The organism is Streptomyces sp. NPDC048352, from assembly GCF_040651895.1.
In the GTDB taxonomy this organism is placed as follows: Bacteria; Actinomycetota; Actinomycetes; order Streptomycetales; family Streptomycetaceae; genus Streptomyces.
In genome coordinates, this window is sequence record NZ_JBEZKZ010000022.1 from 60,735 (window position 1) to 84,972 (window position 24,238).

Annotated in this window: 24 protein-coding genes; 11 read left to right on the forward strand and 13 right to left on the reverse strand. The window is 74.2% G+C overall.

Translation table 11 applies throughout. The annotated features are described in order from the left end of the window. Positions 1–192: 192 nt before the first annotated feature. Positions 193–633, forward strand: a complete 441-nt coding sequence (locus AB0D45_RS14535; protein WP_362458473.1) for a hypothetical protein — start codon at positions 193–195, stop codon at positions 631–633. Between the two features lie 62 nt (positions 634–695). After that, positions 696–1,529, forward strand: a complete 834-nt coding sequence (locus AB0D45_RS14540) for a MerR family transcriptional regulator (RefSeq protein WP_362458476.1) — start codon at positions 696–698, stop codon at positions 1,527–1,529. On the opposite strand, the gene AB0D45_RS14545 is transcribed toward AB0D45_RS14540, so the two are convergent. Continuing rightward, the gene (locus AB0D45_RS14545) at positions 1,498–1,827 is read right to left on the reverse strand and encodes a hypothetical protein (protein ID WP_362458479.1); all 330 of its coding nucleotides are present in this window, start codon (positions 1,825–1,827) and stop codon (positions 1,498–1,500) included. The two genes, AB0D45_RS14540 and AB0D45_RS14545, sit on opposite strands and share 32 nt — an antisense overlap. 100 nt (positions 1,828–1,927) lie before the next feature. On the opposite strand from AB0D45_RS14545, the gene AB0D45_RS14550 reads away from it, so the two are divergent. Continuing rightward, the gene (locus tag AB0D45_RS14550; protein ID WP_362458482.1) at positions 1,928–2,395 is read left to right on the forward strand and encodes a hypothetical protein; all 468 of its coding nucleotides are present in this window, start codon (positions 1,928–1,930) and stop codon (positions 2,393–2,395) included. A gap of 27 nt (positions 2,396–2,422) precedes the next feature. Here the strand turns inward: AB0D45_RS14550 and AB0D45_RS14555 are convergent, their stop codons facing one another. Next, positions 2,423–5,155, reverse strand: coding sequence for a DNRLRE domain-containing protein (locus AB0D45_RS14555; protein WP_362458484.1), 2,733 nt, complete (start codon positions 5,153–5,155; stop codon positions 2,423–2,425). A gap of 163 nt (positions 5,156–5,318) precedes the next feature. Here AB0D45_RS14555 and AB0D45_RS14560 point away from each other — a divergent pair, with 163 nt between their 5' ends. The 4 genes from AB0D45_RS14560 to AB0D45_RS14575 all read left to right on the forward strand — a co-directional run bounded on the left by AB0D45_RS14560 (position 5,319) and on the right by AB0D45_RS14575 (position 7,790). After that, positions 5,319–5,981, forward strand: a complete 663-nt coding sequence (locus AB0D45_RS14560) for an HAD family hydrolase (protein ID WP_362458486.1) — start codon at positions 5,319–5,321, stop codon at positions 5,979–5,981. Positions 5,982–6,198: 217 nt separating this feature from the next. Further along, complete coding sequence (locus tag AB0D45_RS14565) at positions 6,199–6,501, forward strand: hypothetical protein (protein WP_362458489.1); 303 nt, start codon at positions 6,199–6,201, stop codon at positions 6,499–6,501. 175 nt (positions 6,502–6,676) lie between these two features. After that, a complete protein-coding gene (locus tag AB0D45_RS14570) occupies positions 6,677–7,141 on the forward strand; it encodes a cyclic nucleotide-binding domain-containing protein (RefSeq protein WP_361608116.1) in 465 nt (154 codons plus the stop codon). Between the two features lie 205 nt (positions 7,142–7,346). Beyond that, positions 7,347–7,790, forward strand: coding sequence for an SSI family serine proteinase inhibitor (locus tag AB0D45_RS14575; protein ID WP_361608113.1), 444 nt, complete (start codon positions 7,347–7,349; stop codon positions 7,788–7,790). A 44-nt stretch (positions 7,791–7,834) separates the two neighbouring features. Here AB0D45_RS14575 and AB0D45_RS14580 read toward each other — a convergent pair whose 3' ends face one another. Together AB0D45_RS14580 and AB0D45_RS14585 are read right to left on the reverse strand one after the other, a co-directional pair. Beyond that, positions 7,835–8,695, reverse strand: a complete 861-nt coding sequence (locus AB0D45_RS14580) for a GNAT family N-acetyltransferase (RefSeq protein WP_362458493.1) — start codon at positions 8,693–8,695, stop codon at positions 7,835–7,837. 91 nt (positions 8,696–8,786) lie between these two features. Further along, positions 8,787–8,996, reverse strand: a complete 210-nt coding sequence (locus AB0D45_RS14585) for a hypothetical protein (RefSeq protein WP_362458496.1) — start codon at positions 8,994–8,996, stop codon at positions 8,787–8,789. 205 nt (positions 8,997–9,201) lie between these two features. Between AB0D45_RS14585 and AB0D45_RS14590 the strand changes: the two genes are divergently transcribed. Beyond that, positions 9,202–9,924 (forward strand): Sir2 family NAD-dependent protein deacetylase, encoded by a 723-nt coding sequence (locus AB0D45_RS14590; protein ID WP_362458499.1) that lies wholly within the window; start codon positions 9,202–9,204, stop codon positions 9,922–9,924. A gap of 53 nt (positions 9,925–9,977) precedes the next feature. Here AB0D45_RS14590 and AB0D45_RS14595 read toward each other — a convergent pair whose 3' ends face one another. After that, positions 9,978–10,637 carry a TetR/AcrR family transcriptional regulator C-terminal domain-containing protein gene (locus tag AB0D45_RS14595; RefSeq protein WP_362458502.1) on the reverse strand — a complete coding sequence of 220 codons (660 nt, stop codon included), beginning with the start codon at positions 10,635–10,637 and terminating at the stop codon, positions 9,978–9,980. Positions 10,638–10,812: 175 nt separating this feature from the next. Between AB0D45_RS14595 and AB0D45_RS14600 the strand changes: the two genes are divergently transcribed. Both AB0D45_RS14600 and AB0D45_RS14605 read left to right on the forward strand, forming a co-directional pair. Continuing rightward, positions 10,813–12,369 (forward strand): APC family permease, encoded by a 1,557-nt coding sequence (locus tag AB0D45_RS14600; protein ID WP_362458505.1) that lies wholly within the window; start codon positions 10,813–10,815, stop codon positions 12,367–12,369. Between the two features lie 77 nt (positions 12,370–12,446). Further along, positions 12,447–13,577, forward strand: a complete 1,131-nt coding sequence (locus tag AB0D45_RS14605) for an agmatine deiminase family protein (RefSeq protein ID WP_362458508.1) — start codon at positions 12,447–12,449, stop codon at positions 13,575–13,577. Positions 13,578–13,658: 81 nt separating this feature from the next. Here AB0D45_RS14605 and AB0D45_RS14610 read toward each other — a convergent pair whose 3' ends face one another. The 7 genes from AB0D45_RS14610 to AB0D45_RS14640 all read right to left on the reverse strand — a co-directional run bounded on the left by AB0D45_RS14610 (position 13,659) and on the right by AB0D45_RS14640 (position 20,946). Continuing rightward, positions 13,659–14,144, reverse strand: a complete 486-nt coding sequence (locus AB0D45_RS14610) for a VOC family protein (protein ID WP_362458511.1) — start codon at positions 14,142–14,144, stop codon at positions 13,659–13,661. Positions 14,145–14,263: 119 nt separating this feature from the next. Beyond that, the gene (locus AB0D45_RS14615; protein WP_361610083.1) at positions 14,264–17,848 is read right to left on the reverse strand and encodes a bifunctional glycosyltransferase family 2 protein/CDP-glycerol:glycerophosphate glycerophosphotransferase; all 3,585 of its coding nucleotides are present in this window, start codon (positions 17,846–17,848) and stop codon (positions 14,264–14,266) included. 166 nt (positions 17,849–18,014) lie between these two features. Next, a complete protein-coding gene (locus tag AB0D45_RS14620) occupies positions 18,015–18,386 on the reverse strand; it encodes a hypothetical protein (RefSeq protein ID WP_361610082.1) in 372 nt (123 codons plus the stop codon). Positions 18,387–18,476: 90 nt separating this feature from the next. Next, positions 18,477–18,926: a roadblock/LC7 domain-containing protein gene (locus AB0D45_RS14625; RefSeq protein ID WP_362458555.1), complete on the reverse strand. Its 450-nt coding sequence runs from the start codon at positions 18,924–18,926 to the stop codon at positions 18,477–18,479. A gap of 98 nt (positions 18,927–19,024) precedes the next feature. Beyond that, complete coding sequence (locus tag AB0D45_RS14630) at positions 19,025–19,819, reverse strand: transcriptional regulator (RefSeq protein WP_362458515.1); 795 nt, start codon at positions 19,817–19,819, stop codon at positions 19,025–19,027. Continuing rightward, positions 19,816–20,211 carry a hypothetical protein gene (locus AB0D45_RS14635; protein ID WP_362458518.1) on the reverse strand — a complete coding sequence of 132 codons (396 nt, stop codon included), beginning with the start codon at positions 20,209–20,211 and terminating at the stop codon, positions 19,816–19,818. The genes AB0D45_RS14630 and AB0D45_RS14635 overlap by 4 nt, the downstream gene beginning before the upstream one ends. Positions 20,212–20,370: 159 nt before the next feature. Beyond that, the gene (locus tag AB0D45_RS14640; RefSeq protein WP_362458521.1) at positions 20,371–20,946 is read right to left on the reverse strand and encodes a TetR family transcriptional regulator; all 576 of its coding nucleotides are present in this window, start codon (positions 20,944–20,946) and stop codon (positions 20,371–20,373) included. A 156-nt stretch (positions 20,947–21,102) separates the two neighbouring features. Here AB0D45_RS14640 and AB0D45_RS14645 point away from each other — a divergent pair, with 156 nt between their 5' ends. After that, complete coding sequence (locus AB0D45_RS14645) at positions 21,103–22,368, forward strand: helix-turn-helix domain-containing protein (RefSeq protein ID WP_362458524.1); 1,266 nt, start codon at positions 21,103–21,105, stop codon at positions 22,366–22,368. On the opposite strand, the gene AB0D45_RS14650 is transcribed toward AB0D45_RS14645, so the two are convergent. Then, positions 22,277–24,226: an APC family permease gene (locus AB0D45_RS14650; RefSeq protein ID WP_362458527.1), complete on the reverse strand. Its 1,950-nt coding sequence runs from the start codon at positions 24,224–24,226 to the stop codon at positions 22,277–22,279. The genes AB0D45_RS14645 and AB0D45_RS14650 overlap by 92 nt on opposite strands. Positions 24,227–24,238: the final 12 nt, after the last annotated feature.

The following is a 24,238-nucleotide window of genomic DNA, read 5'->3' on the forward strand; positions in this document are numbered from 1 at the left end:
CTCCCCCGCCGCCCGCACTGCCGTGCCGTGCCGATCGCGTTCCCGCTCATTCTGCGACCGCTGGGGCCGTTTCCGGCCACCCCGTGAAGAATCGATTCGGCAACGCCCGGGGCCGGTACCCCGCCGTCCCGGGGTCACCCGGACGCGTGAGCGCCGGGATCCGGCCCGCCCGGACTACGGCATGGTGGTCGGATGCAGTTACGCCGGGCCGCCCTGCCCTTCTCCCTCCTCGCGCTCCTCGCGAGCGCCGGCTGCGTCTCCGTGGGCCCGGAATCCGGTGCAGCGGGCCCGGCACGGGGCTCCGTACCTCCCGTGGACGCCACGGACGCGCCCGACGCCACCGGCGCGCACCACGCCCACCACCCGCCACCGCGGCCCCTGCCGCTGGGCGACGTCCCGGAACGGGAGGCGGGCCCGGAGCCGGACCCGCCGGCGCCGGCTCCGCCCGTCCGCCGGGCCCGCCCGCCGGCCGAGCGGCCCTCGAAGCCCGCCGCGCCCCGGCACGCGCGGCCCCCCAAGCCGCCCCCGGCGCGCGTGCCGCGTCCGCTGCGCGGGGAGGAGCTGTGCGAGGCGGCGGAAGGGGCCGTCCCGCCGTCGGTCGTGGACCTCTGCGTGCGCCAGTACGGCCGCTGACCGGCCGCCGGCCGGACAGACTTGACCCTCACACCGTGTCAGGCCGTCCACTGGAAGGCGTCATGTTCACCATCGGAGACTTCGCGAAGCACGGCCGGGTGTCGGTCCGCATGCTGCGTCACTACGACGCCCTCGGACTGCTGCGCCCGGCGCGTGTCGACCCCCTGACCGGCTACCGCTCGTACGAGGCGGGCCAGCTGGCCCGCCTCAACCGCCTCATCGCGCTCAAGGAGCTCGGCTTCAGCCTCGAACAGGTGGGCGCGGTGCTGGACGAGAAGGTCGGCACGGAGGAACTGCGCGGGATGCTGCGACTGCGCCGGGCGGAACTGGAGACCGCCGTGGCCGAGGCCGCGGCCCGCCTGGTCCAGGTCGAGACGAGGCTCCGGACCATCGAGAGCGAGGGGACCATGCCCGCTGACGAGATCGTCGTGAAGAGCCTGCCGCCCGTGCGGCTGGCCGTGCTGACCGGGGTGGCGGGCAGTTACGCCCCCCAGGACATCGGGCCGGTCATCGGCCCCCTGTACGAGGACCTGTGCCGCCGCGTCGAGACCGCCGGGGTCGTCCCGGCCGGCCCGGGTCTGGCGTACTACGAGGAGGCCCCGGGCGGTGAGCCGGGATCCGTCCTGGTGCACGCCGGGCTTCCCGTGGCCGCGGCCGTCGGCGCGGAGGACCTCGGAGCCGGGGTGCGGATCGTCGAACTGCCCGGGGTCGAGCGGGCGGCGACCGTGGTCCACCGGGGCGCGATGGACGGCGTGCTCCCGACGGCGCAGGCCCTGGCGCGGTGGATCGACGCGAACGGCCACCGCTCGGCCGGCTACGCCCGCGAGCTCACGCTGGCGTGCCCGCCGGACCGGGACCAGTGGGTCACCGAGCTGCAGGAGCCGCTGGCGACCTGAGGGCCCGGCGGCGGGCGCGGACGGCCGCGCAGCACCGGGCGGTGCCCCGGCGGGCCGTCCGCAGCCGGCGCACCGCGCCGTGCCCGCGCCGGCTCCACTCGGCGCGGGGCAGCCCGGCCCGCTGGCCACCGCCGGTGATCAGGGCGTTGACCGGCGCGTGCGGGTCGGCGGCGACCCCCTTGGCGATCAGCACGCCGACGACCAGCGGCACCAGGGCCACGGCGAGCGCGGAGCCGGCGGCGGTCACGTGGCCCAGGCGCGGCCGGGCGGGTGCGGGTGCTGGTGCGGTGGTGGTCATGCCGTCATTGCAGCAGCGGCGGCGCGGCCGGGAATCGGGGCGGATACTCAGGCCGTTGGGTACGGCGTACTCAGACGGGGCGGGGCGGAGGGCGGTAGCGGTGACGGAACCCCAGGGGGCGGGCTTCGAGCCGGCGACCGGAGACGGCCCGGAGCCGGCCTCCGCCGGGCGGGCGGCCGAGGTGGCCACCGCGTACGAGGGGCTGGTGCAGATCCGCCGGCTGCTCGCCGGCGGGCCGGGGGTCCCGGCGCCGTGGGAGCTGCGCCTGATGCCGCGCGCGGTGGCCCTCGTCCTGGAGGCGGCCGGGTTCCCCCCGTCGGCGGTGGACGGCTCGGGGCGGCGGGTGCGGACCGGGTACCGGGTGGCGCCGGGTGCGGACCGGGTGGAGGTCACCTGGACGGGCCCGCCCGGCGGCGGCGCCGCCCGGGTGGAAGAGGAACGCCTGAAGGCGTGTGCGGCGGAGCTGGAGCGGCACGGGTGGGAGTGCCTGCTCTACCGCGGCCCCCGCGGCCGCCGCTTCCTGGAGGTCGAGCCCCCCGGCCCGGACCGCGCCACCGGCCCGCGCTGATCCGGTCGGCGGGCCGGGGCTCCCGGGCTACGGGGGTCCGAAGGTCAGGCGCAGCTGGGGCGTCCCCTCGTCGGCGGCGGCCTCCGAGGACCACAGCCACAGGGCGTCGGTCCCGGTGCTGGTCAGCGCCAGGCTGTAGGAGCCGCCGAGCGCGGCCGCCACGGCGGCCGCGTCCAGCCCGGCGGTGTGGACCGCCGAGCCGTCCGGGACCCCGGGGAAGGCGCCGAGCGCCGGAGCGCCCGTGCCCGGGCGGTTGGCGTACGTGGTCCCGCCCTCCGACCAGGCGCCGGTGACCGGCACGACCGAGACGGTGTCGGTGGTCCCGGCGCCGGCCATGGTGCTGGTCTTGACGCTCAGCGCGGCCGACGTGAGGACCTGGCCGGCGGGCGCGGGCGGCAGCTGGAAGCGGAGGTAGCTCGTGTACAGCGGGGTCCCCCGCACGGCGAGGGACCCGGACGTCCCGTAGGTGGAGCTCGGGGCGCCCGCGTTGGCGTACGTGTCCTCGGCGGCGGTCAGCAGCACGACCGAGTCGGCCGGGGCGGAGGCGAGGGCGAAGTGGTGCTGGACCTGCGCCGCGCTGAGGACGCCGGGGTAGACGGCGGTCTCGTCGAGCCGGCCCGCCCAGTGCTCGTCGGCGGGGCGGTCGGGCCAGCCGCCGAGGCCGTCGAAGCCGGTGCGCCAGTAGCCGGCGAAGTTCTCGTGGGTGGTGACGTTCAGGGTGCCCTTCTGGGCGCCGTCCACGTAGAGGGTCATTCCGCCGGGGCCCTGTGTGGCGACGACGTGGTGCCACCTGTCGTCGTTGTAGGCGGCGGCCGTGGTGATGGTGCGGGTGGCTCCGGTGTAGACGCCGTAGACCAGCCGGCCGTCATTGGTCATGTAGATGTGCTTGTCGTACTGACTGCTGCCGTTGATCTGCTGGTTGCCGAAGCCGACGAGCTTGCCGCCTCGTGTGGTGCCGGTCTTGAACCAGGTCTCGATGCTGTAGGTGCTGCCCACGCTCTGGCGGCGGTCGCCGTAGATGTGCGCGTCGGTGCCGTTGAAGCCGATCGCCGTGCTCGCACCGCCCACCGCGCCCGGTGACTGGCGCAGGGCCGGGCCGCCCTGGTGCACGCCCGCCTGGTTCCCGGCGGCCGAGGAGTCGGCCGCGTACGGCAGGACCGGGTCGTCGTAGCGCCAGTACAGCTGGGCGCCGTCCGCACGGACCTGGCTCGGGTAGGCCTCGGCGGTGACCGGGACCGTCACGCCCGCCGGGGCGGAGGGGGCGCTGACGTTGCCCGCCGCGTCGGTGGCCGTCACCCGGTAGGTGTACGACTGGCCCGGCTGGGCGGTGGTGTCGGTCCAGGAGGCCTGCGGCCGCCTGAAGAACAGCGAGTCGGCGGTGACCGTGCCGACGGGGGTGGCCGCGCCGTTGCGGTAGATCCGGTAGGTGAGGGCGCTGTCGTCGAGGTCGAGGCTGGTGCGCCAGCGCACCTGGACCTCGCCCGGCGTGAAGGCGGCGGCGCTCGCGACGGGAACGGTGGGCGCGCCCGTGTCGCCGGTGGAGGAGAAGCGCGTCAGGCTCTGCTGCGCCGCCCCGTTGACGGTGGTGAACTCGCCGCCGACCCACAGGTAGGGGACGTCCGCCTTGGCGCCGACGGCCATCACGCGCGGGCCGATGCCCTCGCCGATGCCGTCGTTGGTGTCGGGGGACCAGCCGAGCTTGCCGGTGCCCGCGGTCGGCTGCGCCAGCAGGTGGTGGCGCTGCCCGTCGGGGAACTCGCCGACGCTGGAGCAGTCGTGCGCGTGCGAGGCGCTGTAGAGCACGTTCCGGTAGGGCAGGACGGCCTGGGTGGCGCCCAGGCAGGTGTCGCGCCAGCGCTGGCCGAAGCCGGGCAGGTCGAGGGCGATGCGGCCGTCGAACACACCGCCTCCGGTGCCCTCGTTGGCGGTGTAGAAGCCGGTGGCGTCGGCGGCGATGTCCTTGACGACCGAGTTGGTCTCGATGAAGCCGGGGTAGGCCTTGGTGAGGGCGCCGCTGGTGGCGTCGGCGACGGCCAGGGCGTGGGTGTCCGTCCCGTTGACGGTGAAGAAGTCGCCGCCGAGCAGGACGTTCTTCCCGTCCGGGGTGACCTCGATCGCGCGGCCCGGTTCGTCGGCGTCGGCCGTGAAGGGGCGCAGCGCGCCGTCGGCCGCGGCGACGGCCGCGAAGCGCCCGCGCGGCCGGCCCGCGACGGTGAGGAAGTCGCCGGCCGCGTAGACGGTGTCCGCGGTGGCGGCGATGGCCCGTACGGTGGCCGCGAAGGCGGGCCGGAAGGACGGCTTGACGGTGCAGGTGGCCACGTCGATGGCGGCGATGCTGGAGACGGGGGTGCCGTTGACCGCGCCGAAGTAGCCGCCCGCGTAGAGCGTCTTCTTGTCCGGCGAGACGGTGAGCGCGCGGACGGTGGCGGTGCCGCTGTCGATGGTGAAGGACAGGGTGCAGGAGGTCGGGGCGCCGGTCGCGGCGTCGAACGCGGCGAAGTTGACCGCCGGGCGCTCGCTGCCGCCCGCGCCCGCGGGCGGGCGCACGGCGGAGAAGGTGCCGCCGGCGAAGACGGTGCCGCCGGCTTCGGCGAGGGCCCAGACGACCCCGTTGGGCTGCCAGGTGGGCAGCGGGTCGGCGGTGAAGGCCACGGGCGGGGTGACGGCCGCCGCCTGCGGCACGGGGCCGAGGCCGACGATCGCGCCGGTGCCGGCCAGTGACAGGGCGAGAGCGGCCGCCGGTCCTCTGGATCTACGCATGAACCCCCCAGTTCGTCGTCCGTCGCACTGCGGTGCCGCAGCACTTCCGTACGGGCGCACCCTAGGGCGAATTGCCGTACGGGGCAGCCGACTTGGCCCATCGGATACCGGACGCGTACGGGGCGGCGGTCTGGGCCGGGGGGACCTGCCCTACCCTTCCCCCATGATCGTTCCAACTGAGCCGGTCCGGCTGGTGATATTCGACTGCGACGGCGTCCTGGTCGACAGCGAGCGCATAGCGGCCCGCGTGCAGGTGGCGCTGGGCGCGGAGCTGGGCTGGCCGCTGACCGAGGCCGAGGTGATCGAGCGCTTCATCGGGCGCTCCAGCGCGTCCGTCCGCGAGCAGATCGCCGCCCGGCTCGGCGCCGCGACGGCTCAGGAGTGGGATGAGCGCTTCGCCCTCCTGCACGCCGATGCGGTGGACGCGGGGCTGGCGCCGGTCGAGGGGCTGCCCGAGGCCCTCGACCGGATCACGCTGGCGACCTGCGTCGCCTCCAGCGGCTCCCACGAGAAGATGCGGCACACCCTCGGCCGTACGGGCCTGTACGAGCGCTTCGCGGGCCGCATCCACAGCGCCACGGAGGTCCCGCGCGGCAAACCGGCCCCGGACCTCTTCCTGTACGCGGCCCGGCGGATGGGGGTCGAACCGGCGGCGTGCGTGGTGGTCGAGGACAGCCGGCCGGGCGTCGAGGCGGCGCGCGCGGCGGGCATGCGGTCCCTGGGTTACGCCGGCGGCCTGACTCCGGCGTCCGCGCTCGGCGGGCCGGGCACGGTGGTCTTCGGCGACATGCGCGAGCTTCCGGCGCTGCTGGAGGACCTGGTGTGAACCGCCGGGGCGGCCCGGGGAGGCGGCCCGGGCGCCGTGCGGGGCGCGACGGCCCGGGGCGGGGCCGGCTTGCGGTGCGCCGCTGCCGGAGGCGTCAATTCCGGCAGGCTCGGGCCATCCCCTCGCGCTGGCCCGCCCCGGCGAAACCGCCCCGCGCGGGGCCCGGCGCCTCTACCGTGCCCTGAGGGGCAGGGCCGGGCTACGGAGGGCGGGGCTGATGGACGACCAAGAGGACATGCGGCTGGCGAGGATCACCCCGGAGATCTCCCGCCGCACCCTGGCGATGCTGCGCGGTCTCGCCGGGCTGGAGCCTCCGGAGCAGGTGCCGGAGGACGCCATGGCGGTCGCCGACGCGATCCTCGCCGATCACGGCACCGACGGACTGCGGGTGCTGGTGATGACGCTGGCCGCCTGGGCGACGGCGCAGATCGAGAACGTCGCCGAGCTGAGCGGGCGCAGCCACGAAGCGGTGCTCGACGCGATGGAGCTGGCCTGCCTGGAGGCGAACGCCGAGGAGTGAGCGCGCCCCCCGGAACGGTTTCGCCGCCGGTGTGCGGTCCGCGCTTCGGGGCCCCGCCACCCTCGGTGGGCGGCGGGCGACCGCCCGTTTACCCTGACCGCGCCATGCCGGAATCCGGGCCGGGTCGGCGACACTGGGGGAACAGAGTTCCGGGGGGCCGTGATCGGAGGCCGTCGTGAGCACACCTTCCCCCATCCGGATCGCCGCCGTCCTGACCGCCGAGCACCGCGGCCGGCTGATGTCCCACGCCCGTGAGGTCAACTTCCCCGAAGGCGCACGGCTCTTCGACGAGGGCGGCGCGGCGAGGGCCTTCTGGATCGTGCGCTCCGGCACGGTGACGCTGGAGATCCCGGTGCCCGGCCGCCGCGGCCCCGCCCCCGTCGAGAGCCTCGGGCCCGGGGAGCTGGTGGGCTGGTCGTGGCTGTTCCCGCCGTACGTGTGGCAGCTGAGCGCCGAGGCGATGACGCCGGTACGGGCCTACGAGTTCGACGGGGCGACCGTCCGCATGCTGATGGACGCCGATCCCGCCTTCGGTTCCGCGATCGGGCACTGGGTCGGCCGGGTCCTCGCGGTACGGCTGCAACAGACCCGCACCCGGCTCCTCGACCTCTACTCGCCGCGCACGCGCGCGGACCGCTGAGGCGCCTCCCGAGCCGTCCGGGGTGGTGTGTTCAGCCGTTTCCCGACGCCCCTCCCCCACAGGTCAGGTCCCGGTGGGCGGCTGCGGGCTGCACTCATGTGCTCACGATCAGTGACGGGAAATGGCGGTACGAACGGGCGTTCCCGGTCCGCATGGGCAAGACTCCCGTCCGTTATCCGATCCACCGACCCGAGGAGTGTTCGCAATGCGGTCCATCACCAGGAGTCTGGGACTGGCTACCGGAGCAATGGCCCTCACCGCCCTCACCGCGCTGGCCGGAAGCGGAGCCGCCGACGCGGCGCCGGCCGGGACGCAGAGCCTGTACGCGCCGTCCGCGCTGGTGGTCAGCGTGACGGCCGGAGAGGACGCCGCCCACGGGACGGTACTGCGCGCGGCCACGCTGGTGTGCGCGCCGCGGCCCGGCGGCACGCACCCCGACCCGGCGGCGGCCTGCGCCGAATTACGGGCGGCGGGAGCCTCGTTGGACGCGCTGGCCGCGCCCCGTCCGGACACCGCGTGTACGAGGGAGTGGAACCCGGTGACGGTCACGGCCGAGGGCGTCTGGCAGGGCCGCCGGCTGAGCTACACCTACACCTTCGGCAACCCGTGCGGGCTGCGCAGCACCACCGGGGTGCTCTTCGGCGTCTGAGCACGGCCCGAGCCGGCCGCGCCGTGAAGCCGCGACGGGTTCCGTCATCCCAGCTCGAGACTGGTGATCCCGTACAGCCCGGCCAGTTCCACCTCCGGGACCGGACCGGTGTACATGCGGGCCGTCTCGAAGGCCGGGGCCAGGCCCAGCCCGGTCGCCACCGCTCCCGCCGCCGGATTGGCGTCGGGCACGTCCACGGCCACCTCGCCGCCGCGGGCGTGCCCGGCGAGCCGCCGTACGAGCGCGGCGGCCACCTCCGGCGTGGCGGCGTAGAGCGGGCCGATACGGGAGGCGCCGCTGGAGGGCCGGACCACGCCGAGGCCCTCGATGCGGCCGTCCCGGACGGCCGCGAGGGCCGTCCTGCCCGGCAGGGAGGTCCAGGCGCAGAGGAAGGCGTCGCGCGGCTCGGGGAAGAAGCGGCGGTCGTAGGCGGCCAGGCGGGCGAAGGGCAGCGAGGCGGCGTCGACGATCTCCACGCCGCCTCCGATGCCGTCGGCGCCGTCCGCACCGGGCCGGGGGACGCCCTCGTACCGCATGGTGGTCCAGGCGGAACGGAACCCGGACTTGCGGTAGTTGGCCTGCTGTTCGACCACCCCGTCCAGTCCGACGAGCCGCCCGTGGAGGCGGTCCATCCCGGCCCGCCACAGCCGGATGCCGTAGCCCCGGCCCCGTACGTCGGGCCGGGCGATGTAGAAGCCGATGAAGCCGAAGCCGGCGCCGTAGCGGACGGCCGAGATGCAGGCCACCGGTTCCCCGTCCCGGCGGCCGACGAGGAAGCCCTCCGGATCGGCCACCGCGAAGGCGAAGCGGTCGTCGTCCCCCGGGTTCCACCCTTCCCGGTCCGCCCAGGTGCGCAGCAGTTCCATGTCGGCGGCGCTCGCGCCGGTGATCTCGAATCCCGTCATGGCCGGTGTTGTACCAGAACGGCCGGGGTCGCCACAGGGCGCCTCCGGGGACGGTGAAGCCGTACCCGCTCCCTCCGTCAGCCCGCGCAGATCACGTCGTCGAGCGTGATCGGCCGGGAGTCGAGGCGGACGTAGGCCGTGAAGGTGTGCTCGTGATCTCGTCGGCGGTGTGCTGGTGGCGGTGCGGGCGGGGCACGGGGTCGGCGAGGGCGGCCGCCGGGGCCGACGACGCGATCAGGGGCAGCAGGGAGGCGGACAGTGCGAGCAGCAGGGCGCCCGGGCGGTACGGGGTGAGCGTCATGTCCGGTTTGTAGCCGCCCGCTCCCGCCCGGGCGTAGGGGCGCGGCGCGGGCTCACTCCGGTGGGCGCAGATTCACCGCGGGAACGGCCCTCCCGCTGCGCCGGCCGGCCCCCGCGCGCACCGCCGTCATGCGGTGGCTGCGGCAGCTGCCGGACGGGGCGTAATGCGGTCGCGGGTGCGGGCGGGGGCCGCATAGGGTCGGCCCATGGGGAAGCCGCTCGTCGCAGTGTTCAGTGGGGCCGGGATGTCGACGGATTCCGGAATTCCGGACTACCGGGGGCCGCAGGGGCTGTGGCGGCGCGACCCGGGCGCCGAGAAGCTCGTGACGTACGAGTACTACATGGCCGATCCGGAGATCCGCCGCCGGTCCTGGCTCATGCGCTCCGAGGTGTGGGCCCTCGCGCCCCGCCCGAACGCGGCGCACCTGGCCGTGGCGGAGCTGGAGCGCTCGGGCACTCCGGTGCGGGTGATCACGCAGAACGTGGACGGCCTGCACCAGCTCGCCGGGATGCCGGCGCGGAAGGTGTTCGAGCTGCACGGGACGGCGCGGTCGGTGGTCTGCACCCGCTGCCACGCCCGGTCGGGGACGGAGGAGGCGCTGGCCCGGGTGGCGGCCGGGGAGCCGGATCCGGCCTGCCTGGCCTGCGGCGGCATCCTGAAGACGGCGACGGTGATGTTCGGCGAGCGCCTCGACCCGGAGGTGCTCGCGCGGGCGGTGGCCGTGGCGAAGGGGTGCCAGGTCTTCATCGCCGTCGGAACGACCCTCCAGGTCCAGCCGGCCGCCTCGCTCGCCGGCATGGCGGCCGAGGCGGGGGCGCGCCTGATCATCGTCAACGCCGAGGAGACCCCGTACGACGCGTTGGCCGACGAGGTGATCCGCGAGCCGATCGGCACCGCCCTCCCGCCGCTCCTGGCGCGCTTCGCGTAACACCGCCTGCGTACCCCGGCCCGCGGCCTGACCGGTCGCGCCCCGCGTTCCGGCTAGAGCATGTCCTTCGGATCGGGCGGGGCCGGTGGGAGCTGGGCCGCCAGGCCGTCCAGGAGGAGGCCGAGGCCGAGTTCGAAGCCGCGGTCGTCCAGCGCGGCCAGGCCCGCTCCGGTGGCGGCGGCGCCGGTGAGCGCGTCGGCCAGGGCCGGGTAGCGGGGGCGGTAGTCGGCGGGGCTGCGGCTGAAGCCGGCCGTGAAGGTCTCCAGGGCCGAGCCGAGAACCAGGTAGTCGACCGCGGCGGCGGCCTCGGCCGCCCGCGCCGGGGTGCAGCCGGCCCGCACGAGCGCGGCGAGCAGCGCGTCGTAGCCGCGCAGCGCCTTGTCGGCCTCCACCTGGCGGCGGGCCGCCGGGGCGATCGCGTTCGGGTGGCGGAGGTAGACCTGCCGGTAGCCGCGGGCGTACGCCGCGATCCCCTCCCGCCACCGCGGGTCGTCGAGCGGGCGCAGGTCGATCTCTTCGTTGATCAGCTCCGAGACCGCGTCGAGGACGTCGTCCTTGGAGGCGACGTGGTGGTAGAGCGAGGCCCCGCGCACGCCGAGGCGGTCGGCGAGGGTGCGCATCTTCAGGGCCTGCGGGCCCTCGTCGTCGAGGAGTTCGAGGGCGGCGCGGGCGATGATCCCGCGGTTGAGCAGCGGCTGGTTGGGTCGGCCCACGGTGATCCCCCTCGTTTTCCGCCGCCAGGTTACCCGGACGGAGGGGTTCCCAAGAGGTTCGGGGCGGGTTAAGGTCCCCGCATTCCCGATACCTAACAACGTTAGATTTAAGTTCCGGATCGGTCCGGCGCCCCTCGGGGCGGCCGGAGCCGTTCCGCCTCCTCAAGAGGTGCGCATGCCAGACCTTTCCCCCCTCGCTCCCGGAGCGGCCGTCCCGCAGGACGACGACGCCGCCCGCCTGAACGACCTGGGCTACAAGCAGGAGCTGAACCGCAGCCTCGGCGTCCTCGGGAACATCGCCATGGGCTTCGCCGTGGTCTCGCCCGTCGTCGCCCTCTACGCCGTGTCGATGGTCGGCACGATGATCGCCGGGCCCGCCTGGGTCTGGGCGCTGCCGATCGTGCTGCTCGGCCAGTGCCTCGTGGTGAACGTCTACTCCGAGCTGGCCTCGCAGTGGCCGCTGGCGGGCGGCCCCTACCAGTGGGGCCGGCGGCTGCTCGGCCCGTCGTTCGGCTGGATGAGCGGCTGGGTGTGGCAGTTCGCGGTGATGTTCGGCAACACCACCGTCGCCTACCTGGCCGCCCCCTGGGTCTTCGCCCTCGTCGGGGTGGTGCCCACGCCGGGCGCCATGGTCGCGGTGGCGGCCGGGATCCTGCTGGCGTGCATGCTGGTCAACGCCTACGGCATCCGGATCCTGAGCTGGTTCGTCTCCCTCGGCATCGCCGCCGAGGCCATCGCCTCGGTGCTCGTCGGCTTCGCCCTGCTGCTGTTCTTCCGCGAGCACGGCTTCTCGATGTTCACCGAGACCCTCGGCGCCGAGGAGCTGTCCGGGGGGTCGACCACGATGGCCTTCCTGGCCGTCCTCGCCGTCGCCGGCTGGGGCTTCATCGGGTTCGACGCCTGCGTCTCGACCGCCGAGGAGACCAAGGACGCCGGCCGCCAGGTGCCGCGCGCCATGTGGTGGGCCCTGCTCAGCGTCGGCCTCGTCGTCATCCTCAACGCCATGGCGGTCGCCCTGGCCCACCCCGACCCGAGGGCCGTCGTCGCCGGCGAGGACCTCGACCCGGTGACCACGGCCGTGGTCACGGCCTTCGGCTCCTGGTCCGACAAGCCCTTCGTGGCCGTGGTCCTGGTCGGCTTCCTCGCCTGCGCCATGGCCTCCCAGGGCGGCGCCGCCCGCGGGGTGTACTCGCTGGCGCGCGACGGCGTCTTCCCCTTCTCCCGGCTGGTCCGCAGGGTCAACCGGCGCCAGGCGCCCATCGGCGGGCTGATCGCCTCCACGCTGGTCAGCTGCACCGGCCTGCTGCTCGGCCTGAACGCCACCGCCATCGGCAGCCTGATCGCCTTCGGCACCGCAGCCACCTTCCTGCCGTTCTTCCTGGTCAGCCTGGCCGCGCTGATCGCCCGGACCCGCGGGACGTGGGTTCCCTCCGGGCACATCCGGCTCGGCCGCAAGGGCACCGTCCTCAACGTCCTCGCCGTGCTCTGGACCGCCTTCGAGGTGGTCAACGTGTGCTGGCCGCGCGCGATCCTCGCCCCGCCGGAAGCCCCCTGGTACCAGGTCTGGGCCGGCCTGCTGGGTACCGGCGCGGTGATCACCGTCGGCCTGCTCTACCTCGCCGTCAAGAAGCCGCAGGAGACCCTGCGGGCGGCGCGGGCGCGCGAGGAGGACGCCGTCGGGACGAGCGCCGTCGAGACCCGGGCCGGCGAGCTCACCCCCGAAACCCCCTGACCCCCTGACTCACCGACCCGCTGACCCCCTGACCTCCAGCCCCCCGCAACCTCCCCACCCTCAGAAGGAGATATGGCATGCACCTGCCACGCATGAGCCGGCGCGGATTCGGCGCCGCGGCCCTCGCGGCCGCCGCGTACCCCCTCGTCGGCGCCGCCGTCCCCGCGTTCGCCGCGGACGCGCAGACGAGCGGCGGCGAGCTCCACCACGCCCCGGCCGAATGGGAGCCGCACTCCGCCTGCGTCATGGCCTGGCCGTGGGACAGAACGGTGGGATGGGGCGGACTGCTCACCGACGTCCAGGGCGAGATCGCCGGCATCGCCCGGGCCATCGCCCGCTTCGAGCCGGTGGTGATGTTCGCCGAACCGGGCCAGGCGGCGCAGGCCCGCGCCCGCTGCGGCAGCTCGGTCACCGTCACCGAGTACCCCGTCAACGACTGCTGGGCCCGCGACACCGGACCCGTCTTCGCCGTGAACGACGCGAAGACCCACTCGGTCGGCCTCGACTTCCGCTTCAACGGCTGGGGCGAGAAGTACCCCTACGACAAGGACGACTTCCTGCCCGTCGGCGCCTGCGCGTACCTGGGCGTCACCCGCCGGCCCGTCGACATGGTCCTGGAGGGCGGGTCCGTCATCACCGACGGCCAGGGCACCCTGATCACCACCGAGGAGTGCCTGCTCAACCCCAACCGCAACCCGGGGATGACCCGCGCCCAGATCGAGGCCACCTTGCTGGCCGCGTACGGCGCGAGCAAGGTGATCTGGCTGCCGTACGGCCTGGCCGGCGACGACATCACCAACGGGCACGTCGACCTGGTCGCCGCCTACCTCGGCCCGGCCCGGCTGCTGCTGCACACCCAGCCCGACCCCGCGAACCCCAACCACGACCGCATGGCGGCCAACAAGGCGGTGCTCACCGCGGCGACCGACGCGTCCGGGCGGCCCTTCCAGCTCGTGGAGATGCACCACCAGCCGCAGTTCCGCCACAACGGCCTGACGGTGCGGACGTTCAGCTACACCAACTACTACGAGACCACCGGCAACGTCGTCGTCCCGACCTCCGGCGAAGCGGCGGCGGACTCGGCGGCGCTCGCCCAGTTCGCCGCCCTCTTCCCGGGCCGCCAGGTGGTCGGCGCCCCGGCCCGCAACCTCGCCTGGGGCGGCGGAGGCGTCCACTGCGTGACCCAGCACGTCCCGCGCCTGCGCTGACCCGCACGAGAGCACCCGGCAGCCCGTGCGACGGCCCCGTCAGGAGGCCGTCGCACGGGCCCGGTGCGTCGCGGGTCCGGGCTACCGGCCGGCGTCCGCGGCCCGCCTCATGGCCGCGACGTCGAGCTTCTTCATCCGCATCATCGCCGCCATGGCGCGGGCGGCGCGGGCCGGGTCGGGGTCGCTGACCAGGTCGATCGCGCCCGGCGGGACGACCTGCCAGGAGACTCCGAACCGGTCCTTGACCCAGCCGCAGGCCGACTCCTCGCCGCCGTCCCCGGTCAGCGCGTCGTAGTAGTAGTCCGCCTCCGCCTCGTCGGCGCAGTGGATCTGGAAGGAGATGGCCTCGCTGAAGTGGAACTCGGGGCCGCCGTTGAGGCCCACGAACCTCTGGCCGTTGATCTCGAACTCGACGGTCATCACCGACCCGGGCCGGCCGGGGCCCGCCTCGGTGTAGCGGGCCGTCCGCAGGATCCGGCCGGCCTTGAAGACGGACACGTAGTAGTCGGCGGCGGCCTCCGCCTCGCCGTCGAACCACAGGCACGTGGTGAAACCCTCGGTGGTCATGACTGCCTCCCGGGCGGGTGGATGAGGGGGCTGGAACGCCGTCCCTCACCAACAGACCGGTCCCGCGCCCGAAACTCATCGGTGGGCGCGGGACCTGTCCGTACGTTCACCCTCGCGGGCTACATCCCGAGCATCCGGTCGACGACCCGCTCGGCGGCCCGGCCGTCGTCGAGGTCGCAGAACTCGGCGCGGAACGCGGCCCGCGCCCCGGCGTACTCGGCGCCGAGCGCGTCCGCGTCGCGCACGGCCCGGATCAGGCTCGCCGAGTCCGCCAGCAGCGGGCCGGGGGCCTTCTCCTCCAGGTCGACGGTGAAGCCGCGCAGGGTGTCGCGGTAGTGCGCGAGGTCGTACGTGAACAGCAGGATCGGCCGGTCGGTCAGCGCGAAGTCGCAGAGCGCGGAGGAGTAGTCCGAGATCAGGACGTCGGCGACGAGCAGCAGGTCCGTGGCGTCGGGCCAGCGGGAGACGTCCACGACGAAGCCGTCGCGCACGCGGTCGCGTACCTGCTCGGTCACCCGGTGGTGCCCGCGGACCAGCAGCACGTGGTCCTCGCCCAGCTCGCGGCGGGCCGCGTCCAGGTCGATCCGGAGGTCGAGCTTGTAGCCGCCCGACCAGCCTTCGCGGTTCTCGCGCCAGGTCGGCATGTAGAGGACGACCTTCTTGCCCTCGGGCAGGCCGAGCCGGCGCCGGACCTCCGCGATCCGCTGCGCGTCGGGCTTGACGAGCGCGTCCGTGCGCGGGCTGCCGTACTCGACGACCTCGCCCTGGTAGCCGAGGGCGCGCTTGAGGACCGTCGTGGCGTACGAACTCGGGGAGGCGAGCAGCGTCCACTGGGCGCTGTCGTGCTCCAGGGCCTCCAGCACGTCGGGGCTGGTGTAGTAGTCGTGCGTGTAGTCGTAGCCGATCTGCTTGAGCGGCGTGCCGTGCCAGGTCTGTACGACGGTCTGGCCCGGGCGGCGCCGGAAGTGCGACGGCACGCTGTCGTTGACGACGTAGTACCGGGCGCGGGCCAGCACGTCCCAGGCCTCCAGGCTGTCGTACTGGACGGCGCGCGCGGTCGGCGGGACCTCGGCCCGGCCGTCGCGGACGAGCCAGATGTGCTCCAGCTTCTCGCCCCGGCGCAGGAGTTCCTCGTGGATGGCGCGGGGCGCGTCGCCCGCGCCGTGACCCTGGAAGGTGTCGTAGACGACCATGTCCTTGACCGGCAGCCGGCGCTGGGCCGGGTAGGTCTCGTCGCGGGCGATGCGCTGGGCGTAGCGGGAGCGGTCGTGCGGGCTCAGCAGCGGGTCGCTGACCAGGACCATGCGGTCCTTCAGGCGTGCTTCGACGCGCATCCGGCGGCCCAGGACCGTGACGGCGTGCGGGCCGGAGCCCAGGGCCGGCGCGATCAGCTGGACGGGCGCGCCCCGGTCGACGCCGAGGAGGCCCGCGGTGGTGCCTCCCTGGGCGGCCGGACGCAGGGTGGGCCACCAGCGGCCCTGCGGGAGGGTGGTGCGGCCGGCGTACGGCTCGGGGAGCCTGGGCTCGAAGGTGGCCTCGAAGCGGTCGCCGTCGCGGGTGACGGGGTAGCAGAACTCCGTGCCGTGCTGGTCGTGCAGGACCAGCTCGTAAGGGGCGTCGGCGGTGGCGGCCGGGGCGCGGAAGGTTCCGCGCAGGGTCAGCGTGCCGTCGCGGGAGGTGACCGAGTCGACGAGCGGCGGGGAGGGCTGGACCGAGAGGACGAGGTGGCCGCTCGCCCCGCGCTTGGCGTAGACGGTGCGCTCGCCGGCGCTGCCGGGGAGCGGTGCGACGAGGCCGGTGAAGCCGCTGCGCTCGTCGTGGGCCAGGGGGTGGACGGTGCCGTCGGCGCCGACCACGGACAGGGTCCACGGCTCGGGGTTCCAGCCGCCGGGCTGCGTCTCGCCGTCCGGAACGGCGGCCAGCTCGGCGAGCGGGACGACCGCGGTGAAGGGGATCCGGCCGCCGGCCGTGGCGGCGGCGGTGGTCAGCGGGGTGGTGACGACCGTGCCGGTCGTGGTGTGCCGGGCGTGCAGGGTGGCGCCGCCGGCCGCCTCGGCGGCGAGCTCGCCGGTCAGTTCCAGGGCGTCGTCGCGGTGGTGCACGTCCAGGACCCGGGCCCGGACGATCTCGACCTGGACGGTGAGGGAGCCGGAGACGAGCGGCAGGATGCGGACGTCGGGGGTGGCCCAGTGGGCGGGCGGGGCCATTCCGCTGTCGTGCTCGCCGCCCTTGAGGCGGGCCCGGTGCAGGCCTCCGGCGCCGGTGACGGCGATGGAGGTGGTCCATATGCCCTCGCGCCACGTGCCGCCCGACTGGAAGACGGTGGGGTCGACCACGGCGGTGAACCCGGCCCAGTCGGCGTGCCGCAGGGCCAGGTGCGGGGAGTTCACGGTGGCCATCGGGGAGGCGACGGTGCGGGCGCTGACGACGGTGCGGCGGCGCTTGCCCTGCTCGCGGAAGACCAGCATCTTGCGGGAGCCGAGGCGGCTCTCGGCTCCCAGGTGCCCGGGCAGGGCGTAGCCGCGCAGCAGCAGCTTGCCGTCGCTCCAGACGGCCTGCTCCAGGCGGCTGACGACGCGGCGCTCGCGCGGGCCGAGGGTGAGCAGCTTGGCCGGGACCGGTGCCTTGAGGAAGGGGTAGTCGGCCTGCGGGCGGGCCAGTCCCTTCACCGGCACGCTGTAGCTGAAGTCCCGCTGGTGGTGCGTGAGGGCGATGAACTCCTCGACGCGGCCCTCGCGGGCCAGGTATGCCTTGAGCCGGTCGGCGACGGTCAGGTCGTTCCAGGGACCGGTTCCGATCTCCCGGATGAGGCCGCCGACCTCCTTGACGAAGGCGGCGCGGAAGTCGGGGCCCCCTTCGCCGACGTACTTGTAGATGAGCGGGAGTTCCTCGCTCAGCACGTTGTGGTCGTACTCGCGCAGGTAGCGGGCGTACTTCTCGCCCGGCTTGGCGAGCAGGGCCTCGCGGACCAGGCGCACGGACTTGACGCGGTCGATGACGGAGACCGGGTCGGTGGAGCGCTGGGTGATGGAGCGCTCGCCGGTCTCGCGGACCCGCCAGTGGTAGACGACGTCGCTGATGACGTCGACGCTCTCGGCGAAGTAGTGCGCGGGGATGCTGACGGGGGCGTCCTCGTAGAGGATGCCCTCCGGGTACTGGAAGCCGTGCTCCTCCCAGAAGCCGCGCCGGTAGACCTTGTTCCACGCGGTGCGGTCGGTGACCAGCGCCGGGAACTTGGAGATGTGGGTCTTGGGCCGGTTGTTCGCGAATGCGACGCGGTGGCCCCAGGACTGCTGCATGCCCACGGAGCGGAAGCGCTTGACGTTGCCGGCGGCGAAGTCGGAGCCGGTCTCGTCGAGGGAGTCGATCATCCGCTGGTAGGCGTACGGCGGCATGGTGTCGTCGCTGTCGACGAACGCGATGTACTCGCTGTCGGGGGAGGCGTGCCGAAATCCGACATTCCGTGCGGCACCGAGGCCAGCGTTCTCCTGGAGGACGACCCGGAAGCGCTTGTCACGCTCCGCGAAGGCCTTGGCGAGCACGGCACTGGTGTCGGTGGACCCGTCGTCGACGATCACGACCTCGAAGTCGTCGAACGTCTGAGCTGCTAGGGACTCCAGGCACTCGTCGAGGTAGAGCTCGACGTTGTAGACGGGTACGACGATGCTCAGGCGCGGGGGCATGGGTGACGGGTTCTCCAGCATGTTCGCGTGTTCGACGGGGGTTGAAGATCAGCTGATTACAGCATCTTACTCTGTAACAGGATGATAAAGTCCGCCCATCCTGGACATATCCCCAGGGACCGCCGGGGCGGACGGCAAAGAATTCAGCCGCCCGCCACCGCGCCGTCGCGGTTCGCCGGGACCTCCGTCAGATGTCCAGATCCGCTTCGACCTTCTTCAGCTGGAGACGGGCCATCGCGAGGTTGGCCCGGTTCCGGTCGAGGGCGAGGTAGAGGAAGAACCCCTCGCCGCCCCGTCCCTTCAGCAGCCTGATCAGGTGGTACTGGTTGCCGAGCGTGATCAGGATGTCCTCGATCTCGTCCTTCAGGCCGAGCATCTCCATCGTGCGGACCTTGGCCCGCACGACGTCCGTGTTGCCCGCGGCCGCCACCGCCAGGTCGAGTTCCTTGTTCCCGCCGACGGTACCCAGGGGCATGCCGCTGCCGTAGTCGACGAGGGCCGCGCCGAGGGTGCCCTCGATGCCGGCAACTTCCTTGAGAGCGGTCTCCACGTTGAGCATGGGATGGTTCCTCTTTCTGCTGTCGTCGCCCGTAGCCGTACCGGGCCCGATGGTTTGCGTTCGCGTCGTGCTCGTGTACTGCGGGGAAGGTCAGGGGCGGTCCGCCAGGCGGCCCGGGGGTGCGCCGCCGACGGGCGGCGCCCCGGCGCCGCGGCGGCCGAGGCTGTCGTCTATGAGCTCGGTGATGCGCAGGGTGGAGCGGCGGGCCTCCAGGTGGAGGCGGCCGACGTTGACGCGCGGCTCCGCGATCAGGGTCAGGACGGCCGTGTCCCCCGCCGCGTACGTGGCGACGTACCCGTGCTCGCCGCGCACGAGCAGTTCCCGGAAGCCGCCCTGGCCGGTGCAGTCGCTGAGCCGCTGGGCGACGCCGAGGGCGGCCGCGGTCAGGGCGGCGAGGGACTCCGCCTCGGTGGCGGCGCTCTCCTGGGCGAGCACCAGGCCGTCGGCACTGGCGGCGAGGACGCCGGTGAGCTGGGGTACGCGGGCCCGCAGCCGGCGGAGTTCGGCGAGTATGTCGGCTTCGGCCTCGGCGGGCACCATGGGCGGGCTCATGTCGGCCTTCCTCTCTTCGGGCCGCCTCTCCTCCGGCGGCCTCCGCTCGGAGCGGTCGGCTCGCAGGACCGGTCGCAGCGGGAGCCTCACAGGCTTGCCTCCAGTGCGTCGCGTAACCGGCGGAGCAGTGCCACGTCCGGGGGCTGGGCCCGGGTGATCCAGTCGGGCAGGGGTTCGGGGGCCGGCGCGGGGACCGGCGGGGCGTGCGGGGTCTCGACCAGGCCGGCGGCCGCGAGTCTTCGTACCTCCAGCAGGGTGTGGAAGGCAGGCCGGCCCAGCAGCCACGCGAGGTCGGCGGGGGTGCGTATGCCGTCCGCCTGTTCGAGCAGGAGCCGCTGCCGGGCGGTGACGGTCTGCCCGGGCGCGGCCGGACGGGGCACCACCGGGGCGGTGTCCAGCAGCGGGTAGGGCCACACGGCGTCCAGCAGTTCGCGGCGGCGGCAGGTCTCCCGTTCCACGGCGGCCGCCGGGACGGAGCGGACCGAGCCGAGCCAGTGGGTGGCGCCGCGGCGGAACCGGGAGGGGCCGCTGCCCGGGGAGAGCGCGAAGAAGGCCGCGTCGAAGATGGCCGCGAGGTGGCAGATCTCCAGCTCGCCGCCCGCCAGCCCGCCGCTGTCCACGAGGAACCGGCCCACCTGGCGGCGTGCACCGGCCTCGTTGACCGCCTCGTTCCAGCGCTCGGGGGCCAGGGCCCCGCCGGTGGTGAGCAGGACGTCGAGGCCGGGGGTGGAGGGGCTCTCGGCGTGCACGACGCGGCCGTCCTCCAGGAAGAGGGTGCCCCGGTCGCGCAGGAGGGCGCCGGTGGCGCGCTCGGCGGCGAGCCGGGTGAGCAGCGGGGAGACGGCGGTCGCGGCGGTGGTGGTGGCTGTGGCGGCGGTCATCGCAGGACCAGTCCTTCGGCGAGGGCGCGGAGTCGGTGCCGGGCGAGGGCGAGGTTGCCGTCGGTGCGGTCGAGCCACAGGTGCAGGAAGACGCTGCTGTCGAAGCTGGTCTCGACGAAGCGCAGCACGTGGTAGCCGGTGCGGGTGGTGACGATCAGGTCCTCGACGGGCGGCCCGGTGGGGCCGGGGTCGTCGGGTGCGGGGGCGAAGGACTCGTACTCGGCCGCCGCCCGCGCCAGTTCCGCGGTCTCCGCGGCTGTGGTCTCATGGTCGCCGACGGGCGAGTCCCCGGCGGTGCCGAGGGCCAGCCCGCTGCTCCAGTCGACGAGCGCGGCGCCCCGCGCACCAGGCAGGGCCATGGCTTCGAGCAGGCATTCGTCGATCCCGGGCACGCGGGCTCCCCTCCCGGCGGACGTGCTGGTCGCACGGTCGTACGGCGTGACAGGAGGGAACTTACTCAAGTTCCACACAGCGGAAGGGTGTTCTGGCATTTTCCGCTGGAACATGCACGTTGGCACGTGCCGGCTTGGCCGGAACCCGTCCGTTTTTGATCAAGACTGGGTCAGGTCGGCGGGCCGCTCCGGAAGCAGACGCTCCACCATCACCCCGAGCAGGTCGTCCACCGGGTGGGAGGCGAGCAGGTCCGGGACGGTCAGGTCGTCCACGATCAGCCCTTGCATCGCGAAGTACAGCAGCGCGACGCCCTCCCGGTCCCCGGGCAGGCCCGCCTCCAGGTGCCAGGCGATGTTCTCCTCCAGTTCGGCGGCGAGGAACGCGGACAGCTCCGCCTGGAGTTCGGGCCTGCGGGTGGCCTCCAGGCGCAGCTCCAGCATGGCGGTGTGCACGCTGCGCTCGCGGCGGATCCGTCCGAGGAGCCGGCCGAGCAGCACCCGGGTGTCGAGGGGGCCGGCCAGCTCGTCGGGGGCGGGGGTGAGCCGTTCGCGGGTGCGGTGCAGGATCTGGACGAGCAACTGGCCGCGGTTGGCGAAGTAGTTGGAGGCGGTGCCGGTCGGGACCCCGGCCTCCGCGTCGACGGCGCGCAGGGTCAGGCCCCGGGAGCCCTCGCGGGCCAGGACCTCGATGGCGGCGTCGAGGAGCGCGGCGCGGCGCTGCGGATTCTGGCGCATGGAGGGTTCCCCGGGGTGGCGTGGCGGTCGGCGGGCGTTTCGGCGGGCGGTCGGGCGCCCGTAAAGCACTGCGCCCACCGTACTCAGGCCACGCTAGCGGACCGCCGGTCCCCGGCCCCTCCCCACGGCCCCCTCCCCCGTGTCACCCTGCCCGTCATGGACCGGATCATCGAGGAGATACGCGAGGACCTGAGCCGCCGGATCGCCGTCGCGGCGGACCGGCTCACCGACCGGACGCTGACCGAGGATCCCGCCTACGCCGCCCTGACCGGGCGGGCCGAGCTGCGCGAGCGGATCCACCACAGCCTCGACCAGGCCGTCGAGGGCCTGGTCCGCAGCTCCCGGGGGCTGCCGGTGGAGCTGTCCGGCGCCCGGGCCACCGGCGCCCTGCGCGCCGGGCAGGGGCTGCCGCTCGACTCCCTGCGGCGCACCTACCGGTACGGCGGCCGGCTGCTGTGGCAGAGCCTGACCGAGGCCGTGGCCGCCCACGACCGGGCGGCGCTGCCCCGGCTGCTGCCGGGGGCGGGCGCGCTGTGGGACGTACTGGACCAGATGACGGACGCCGCCTCGGAGGCGTACCGGCTGGCCGAGGCCGAGCGGGGCGCGCGCGAACGGGAGCGCCGGGCCGCGCTGCTGGACGCGCTGCTCGACGGTTCGGGCCCCGCCGCGCAGGCGGCCACGCAGCTGGGGCTGGCGGAGCGGGGGCGCTTCGCGGTGGTCGTCCTCGGCCCGGCCGGCCCCGGCACGCCGGTCCGCCCCGAAGGCGGGGCGGGTGCGGGGCCGGGCTCCCCGCGCCTGCTCTGGCGGATCCGGGCCGACGGCGAGACGGCCCTGGCCGACCTGGGCCACCATCCGCTGGACTCCCTGCGCGGTCTGCTCGCCCCGCTCGCCGTGCGCGCCGGGATCAGCCCGGTGGTCGGGGCCCCGGCCGAGCTGGCCGGGGCCCGGCGGCTCGCGGCCCTCGCCCTGCGCACCACCGCCCCGCCGTCCGCCGCGGGCGGCGCGGCCCTGCTGGACGAGCGGCTCCCGGCGGCGCTGGTGGCGGCCGACCCCGAACTCGCCGCCCGGCTGCGCGAGGTGGTGCTGGGGCCCGTGCTGGCGCTGCCCGCGGAGGACGCCCGGGTGCTGCTGACCACCCTGGGCACCTGGCTGGCCTGCCGGGGCTCGACCACGCAGGCCGCCCAGCGGCTGTACTGCCACCGCAACACGGTCTCCAACCGGCTGCGCCGCCTGGAGCGGCTCACCGGCCGCGCGCTGTCGGATCCCGCGCACGTGGTGGAACTGGCCCTGGCCCATGCGGCGGCGGCCCAGGCCCCCTCCCCCGCCGGGCCTACTCCGGGCCCGGCTGCAGCCGCGCCGACCGGGCCGACCGGGCCGACTCCAGCAGGTACGGCACGTCGATCACCGCGACCCCCGGGGTGAACAGCAGGCGTGCCTTCAGCCGCAGCGCGTTCTGGTTGTGCAGGGGCTGCTCCCACCAGTGCCCGACGACGAATTCCGGGATGACCACCGACAGCGCGTCCGTCCCCTCGGCGGCCGCCGCCTCCTCGATGTACTCCAGCAGCGGCCCGACCACCTCGCGGTAGGGCGAGTGCAGCACCTTCAGCGGGATCCCGGGATCGTGCTCCGCCCAGGCCGCGCGCAGCCGGAGCGCCTCCTCCTCGTCCGCGGCGACGGAGAGCGCGCTGAGGGTGTCGGGCCGCAGTCCCTGGGCGTAGCCGAGGGCCTTGAGCGTCGGGGCGTGCACGTTGGCGACGAGGACGACCACGTGGTGGCGGGAGGGTCTGCGCGGCCTGGCCCCGGGGGCGGCGGCTACCTGCCGGGCGACCTGGTCGTAGTGGCGGCGGACCCCCTTCATGCCGAGGAAGAGGGCGGGCATCGCGATGACCACCAGCCAGGCCCCGTGCGTGAACTTGGTGACCAGGACGATGACCAGGACCAGGGCGGTCAGGACCGCGCCGACCGCGTTGACGGCGAGGCGGCGGTGGATGTGGACGCGTTCGGACCGGGGCGTCGCGGGCGAGGCGAGCTCGCGCCTCCAGTGCCTGACCATGCCGGACTGGGACAGGGTGAAGGAGACGAAGACGCCGATGATGTAGAGCTGGATGAGGCGGGTGAGTTCGGCGTCGAAGGCGACGATCAGGGCGATGGCGGCGAGCGCGAGCAGGACGACGCCGTTGGAGTACACGAGCCGGTCGCCGCGGTTGGCGAGCTGGCGCGGCGCGTACCGGTCCCTGGCGAGGATCGAGGCCAGCATCGGGAAGCCGTTGAAGGCGGTGTTCGCGGCCAGGACCAGGACGCCGGCGGTGACGGCCTGGAGCAGGTAGAAGAGGACGTGCCAGTCCCCGAAGGTGGCCCGGCCGATCTGGGCGAGGGCCGTGGACATGGGGGTGCCGGGGGGCAGGCCCAGTTCGGTGGGGTCGGCCGCGGCGTGCACCCGGTACGACATGGCGAGGGCGGTGATGCCGGCGAACATCGTCACGGAGAGCGCGCCCATGGCGGCCAGGGTGGTGGCGGCGTTCGCGGCCGCGGGCTTGCGGAAGGCGGGGACGCCGTTGCTGATGGCCTCGACGCCGGTGAGGGCCGTACAGCCTGAGGCGAAGGCGCGCATGGCCAGGAGCACCAGGGCGAGGCCGGTGTAGGTCCCGGCGGCGGTGATCGGGAGGTGGGCGGACTCGGCCCGGATGGTGTCGCCGGTGGCGAGCCGGACGGCGGCGACGGCGAACATCAGGTAGATGACGAGGACGAACCCGTAGGTGGGGACGGCGAAGACGCGTCCCGACTCGCGTACGCCGCGCAGGTTCATCAGGGTCAGCACCACCACGAAGCCCACGGACAGCACGACGCGGTGGTCGCTGAGGGAGGGGATCGCCGAGGTGACGGCGGCGACCCCGGAGACGACGGAGACGGCGACGGTCATCACGTAGTCGACGAGCAGGGCGCTGGCGGCGGTGAGGGCGGCGGCCGGTCCCAGGTTCTCGGAGCTGACGACGTAGGCGCCCCCGCCCCCGGGGTAGGCGTGGCAGGTCTGCCGGTAGGAGGCGACGACGACCACCAGCAGGAAGACGATGGCGGCGGCCGCGTACCAGGTGAGGTGGAGCAGGGCGACTCCGCCGAGGGCGAGGATCAGCAGGATCTCCTCCGTGGCGTAGGCCACGGAGGAGAGCGGGTCGCTGCAAAAAATGGGCAGCGCGAGCCGTTTGGGCAGGAGGGTCTCGCCCAGGCGCGCGGTGTCGAGCGGCTCGCCGACCAGCACGCGTTTCGCATTGATTCGCCTCATTCCGGCATGATC

Excerpts from the sequence above, each read along its gene's own strand:
- AB0D45_RS14630 (WP_362458515.1), bottom strand. The coding sequence starts at position 19,819 with ATGACCGCCGCCACAGCCACCACCACCGCCGCGACCGCCGTCTCCCCG.
- AB0D45_RS14565 (WP_362458489.1), top strand. The coding sequence starts at position 6,199 with ATGGACGACCAAGAGGACATGCGGCTGGCGAGGATCACCCCGGAGATC.
- AB0D45_RS14575 (WP_361608113.1), top strand. The coding sequence starts at position 7,347 with ATGCGGTCCATCACCAGGAGTCTGGGACTGGCTACCGGAGCAATGGCC.
- AB0D45_RS14605 (WP_362458508.1), top strand. The coding sequence starts at position 12,447 with ATGCACCTGCCACGCATGAGCCGGCGCGGATTCGGCGCCGCGGCCCTC.
- AB0D45_RS14560 (WP_362458486.1), top strand. The coding sequence starts at position 5,319 with ATGATCGTTCCAACTGAGCCGGTCCGGCTGGTGATATTCGACTGCGAC.
- AB0D45_RS14555 (WP_362458484.1), bottom strand. The coding sequence starts at position 5,155 with ATGCGTAGATCCAGAGGACCGGCGGCCGCTCTCGCCCTGTCACTGGCC.
- AB0D45_RS14540 (WP_362458476.1), top strand. The coding sequence starts at position 696 with ATGTTCACCATCGGAGACTTCGCGAAGCACGGCCGGGTGTCGGTCCGC.
- AB0D45_RS14645 (WP_362458524.1), top strand. The coding sequence starts at position 21,103 with ATGGACCGGATCATCGAGGAGATACGCGAGGACCTGAGCCGCCGGATC.
- AB0D45_RS14610 (WP_362458511.1), bottom strand. The coding sequence starts at position 14,144 with ATGACCACCGAGGGTTTCACCACGTGCCTGTGGTTCGACGGCGAGGCG.
- AB0D45_RS14600 (WP_362458505.1), top strand. The coding sequence starts at position 10,813 with ATGCCAGACCTTTCCCCCCTCGCTCCCGGAGCGGCCGTCCCGCAGGAC.
- AB0D45_RS14650 (WP_362458527.1), bottom strand. The coding sequence starts at position 24,226 with ATGAGGCGAATCAATGCGAAACGCGTGCTGGTCGGCGAGCCGCTCGAC.
- AB0D45_RS14640 (WP_362458521.1), bottom strand. The coding sequence starts at position 20,946 with ATGCGCCAGAATCCGCAGCGCCGCGCCGCGCTCCTCGACGCCGCCATC.
- AB0D45_RS14620 (WP_361610082.1), bottom strand. The coding sequence starts at position 18,386 with ATGCTCAACGTGGAGACCGCTCTCAAGGAAGTTGCCGGCATCGAGGGC.
- AB0D45_RS14585 (WP_362458496.1), bottom strand. The coding sequence starts at position 8,996 with ATGACGCTCACCCCGTACCGCCCGGGCGCCCTGCTGCTCGCACTGTCC.
- AB0D45_RS14545 (WP_362458479.1), bottom strand. The coding sequence starts at position 1,827 with ATGACCACCACCGCACCAGCACCCGCACCCGCCCGGCCGCGCCTGGGC.
- AB0D45_RS14625 (WP_362458555.1), bottom strand. The coding sequence starts at position 18,926 with ATGGTGCCCGCCGAGGCCGAAGCCGACATACTCGCCGAACTCCGCCGG.
- AB0D45_RS14615 (WP_361610083.1), bottom strand. The coding sequence starts at position 17,848 with ATGCTGGAGAACCCGTCACCCATGCCCCCGCGCCTGAGCATCGTCGTA.
- AB0D45_RS14590 (WP_362458499.1), top strand. The coding sequence starts at position 9,202 with ATGGGGAAGCCGCTCGTCGCAGTGTTCAGTGGGGCCGGGATGTCGACG.
- AB0D45_RS14535 (WP_362458473.1), top strand. The coding sequence starts at position 193 with ATGCAGTTACGCCGGGCCGCCCTGCCCTTCTCCCTCCTCGCGCTCCTC.
- AB0D45_RS14580 (WP_362458493.1), bottom strand. The coding sequence starts at position 8,695 with ATGACGGGATTCGAGATCACCGGCGCGAGCGCCGCCGACATGGAACTG.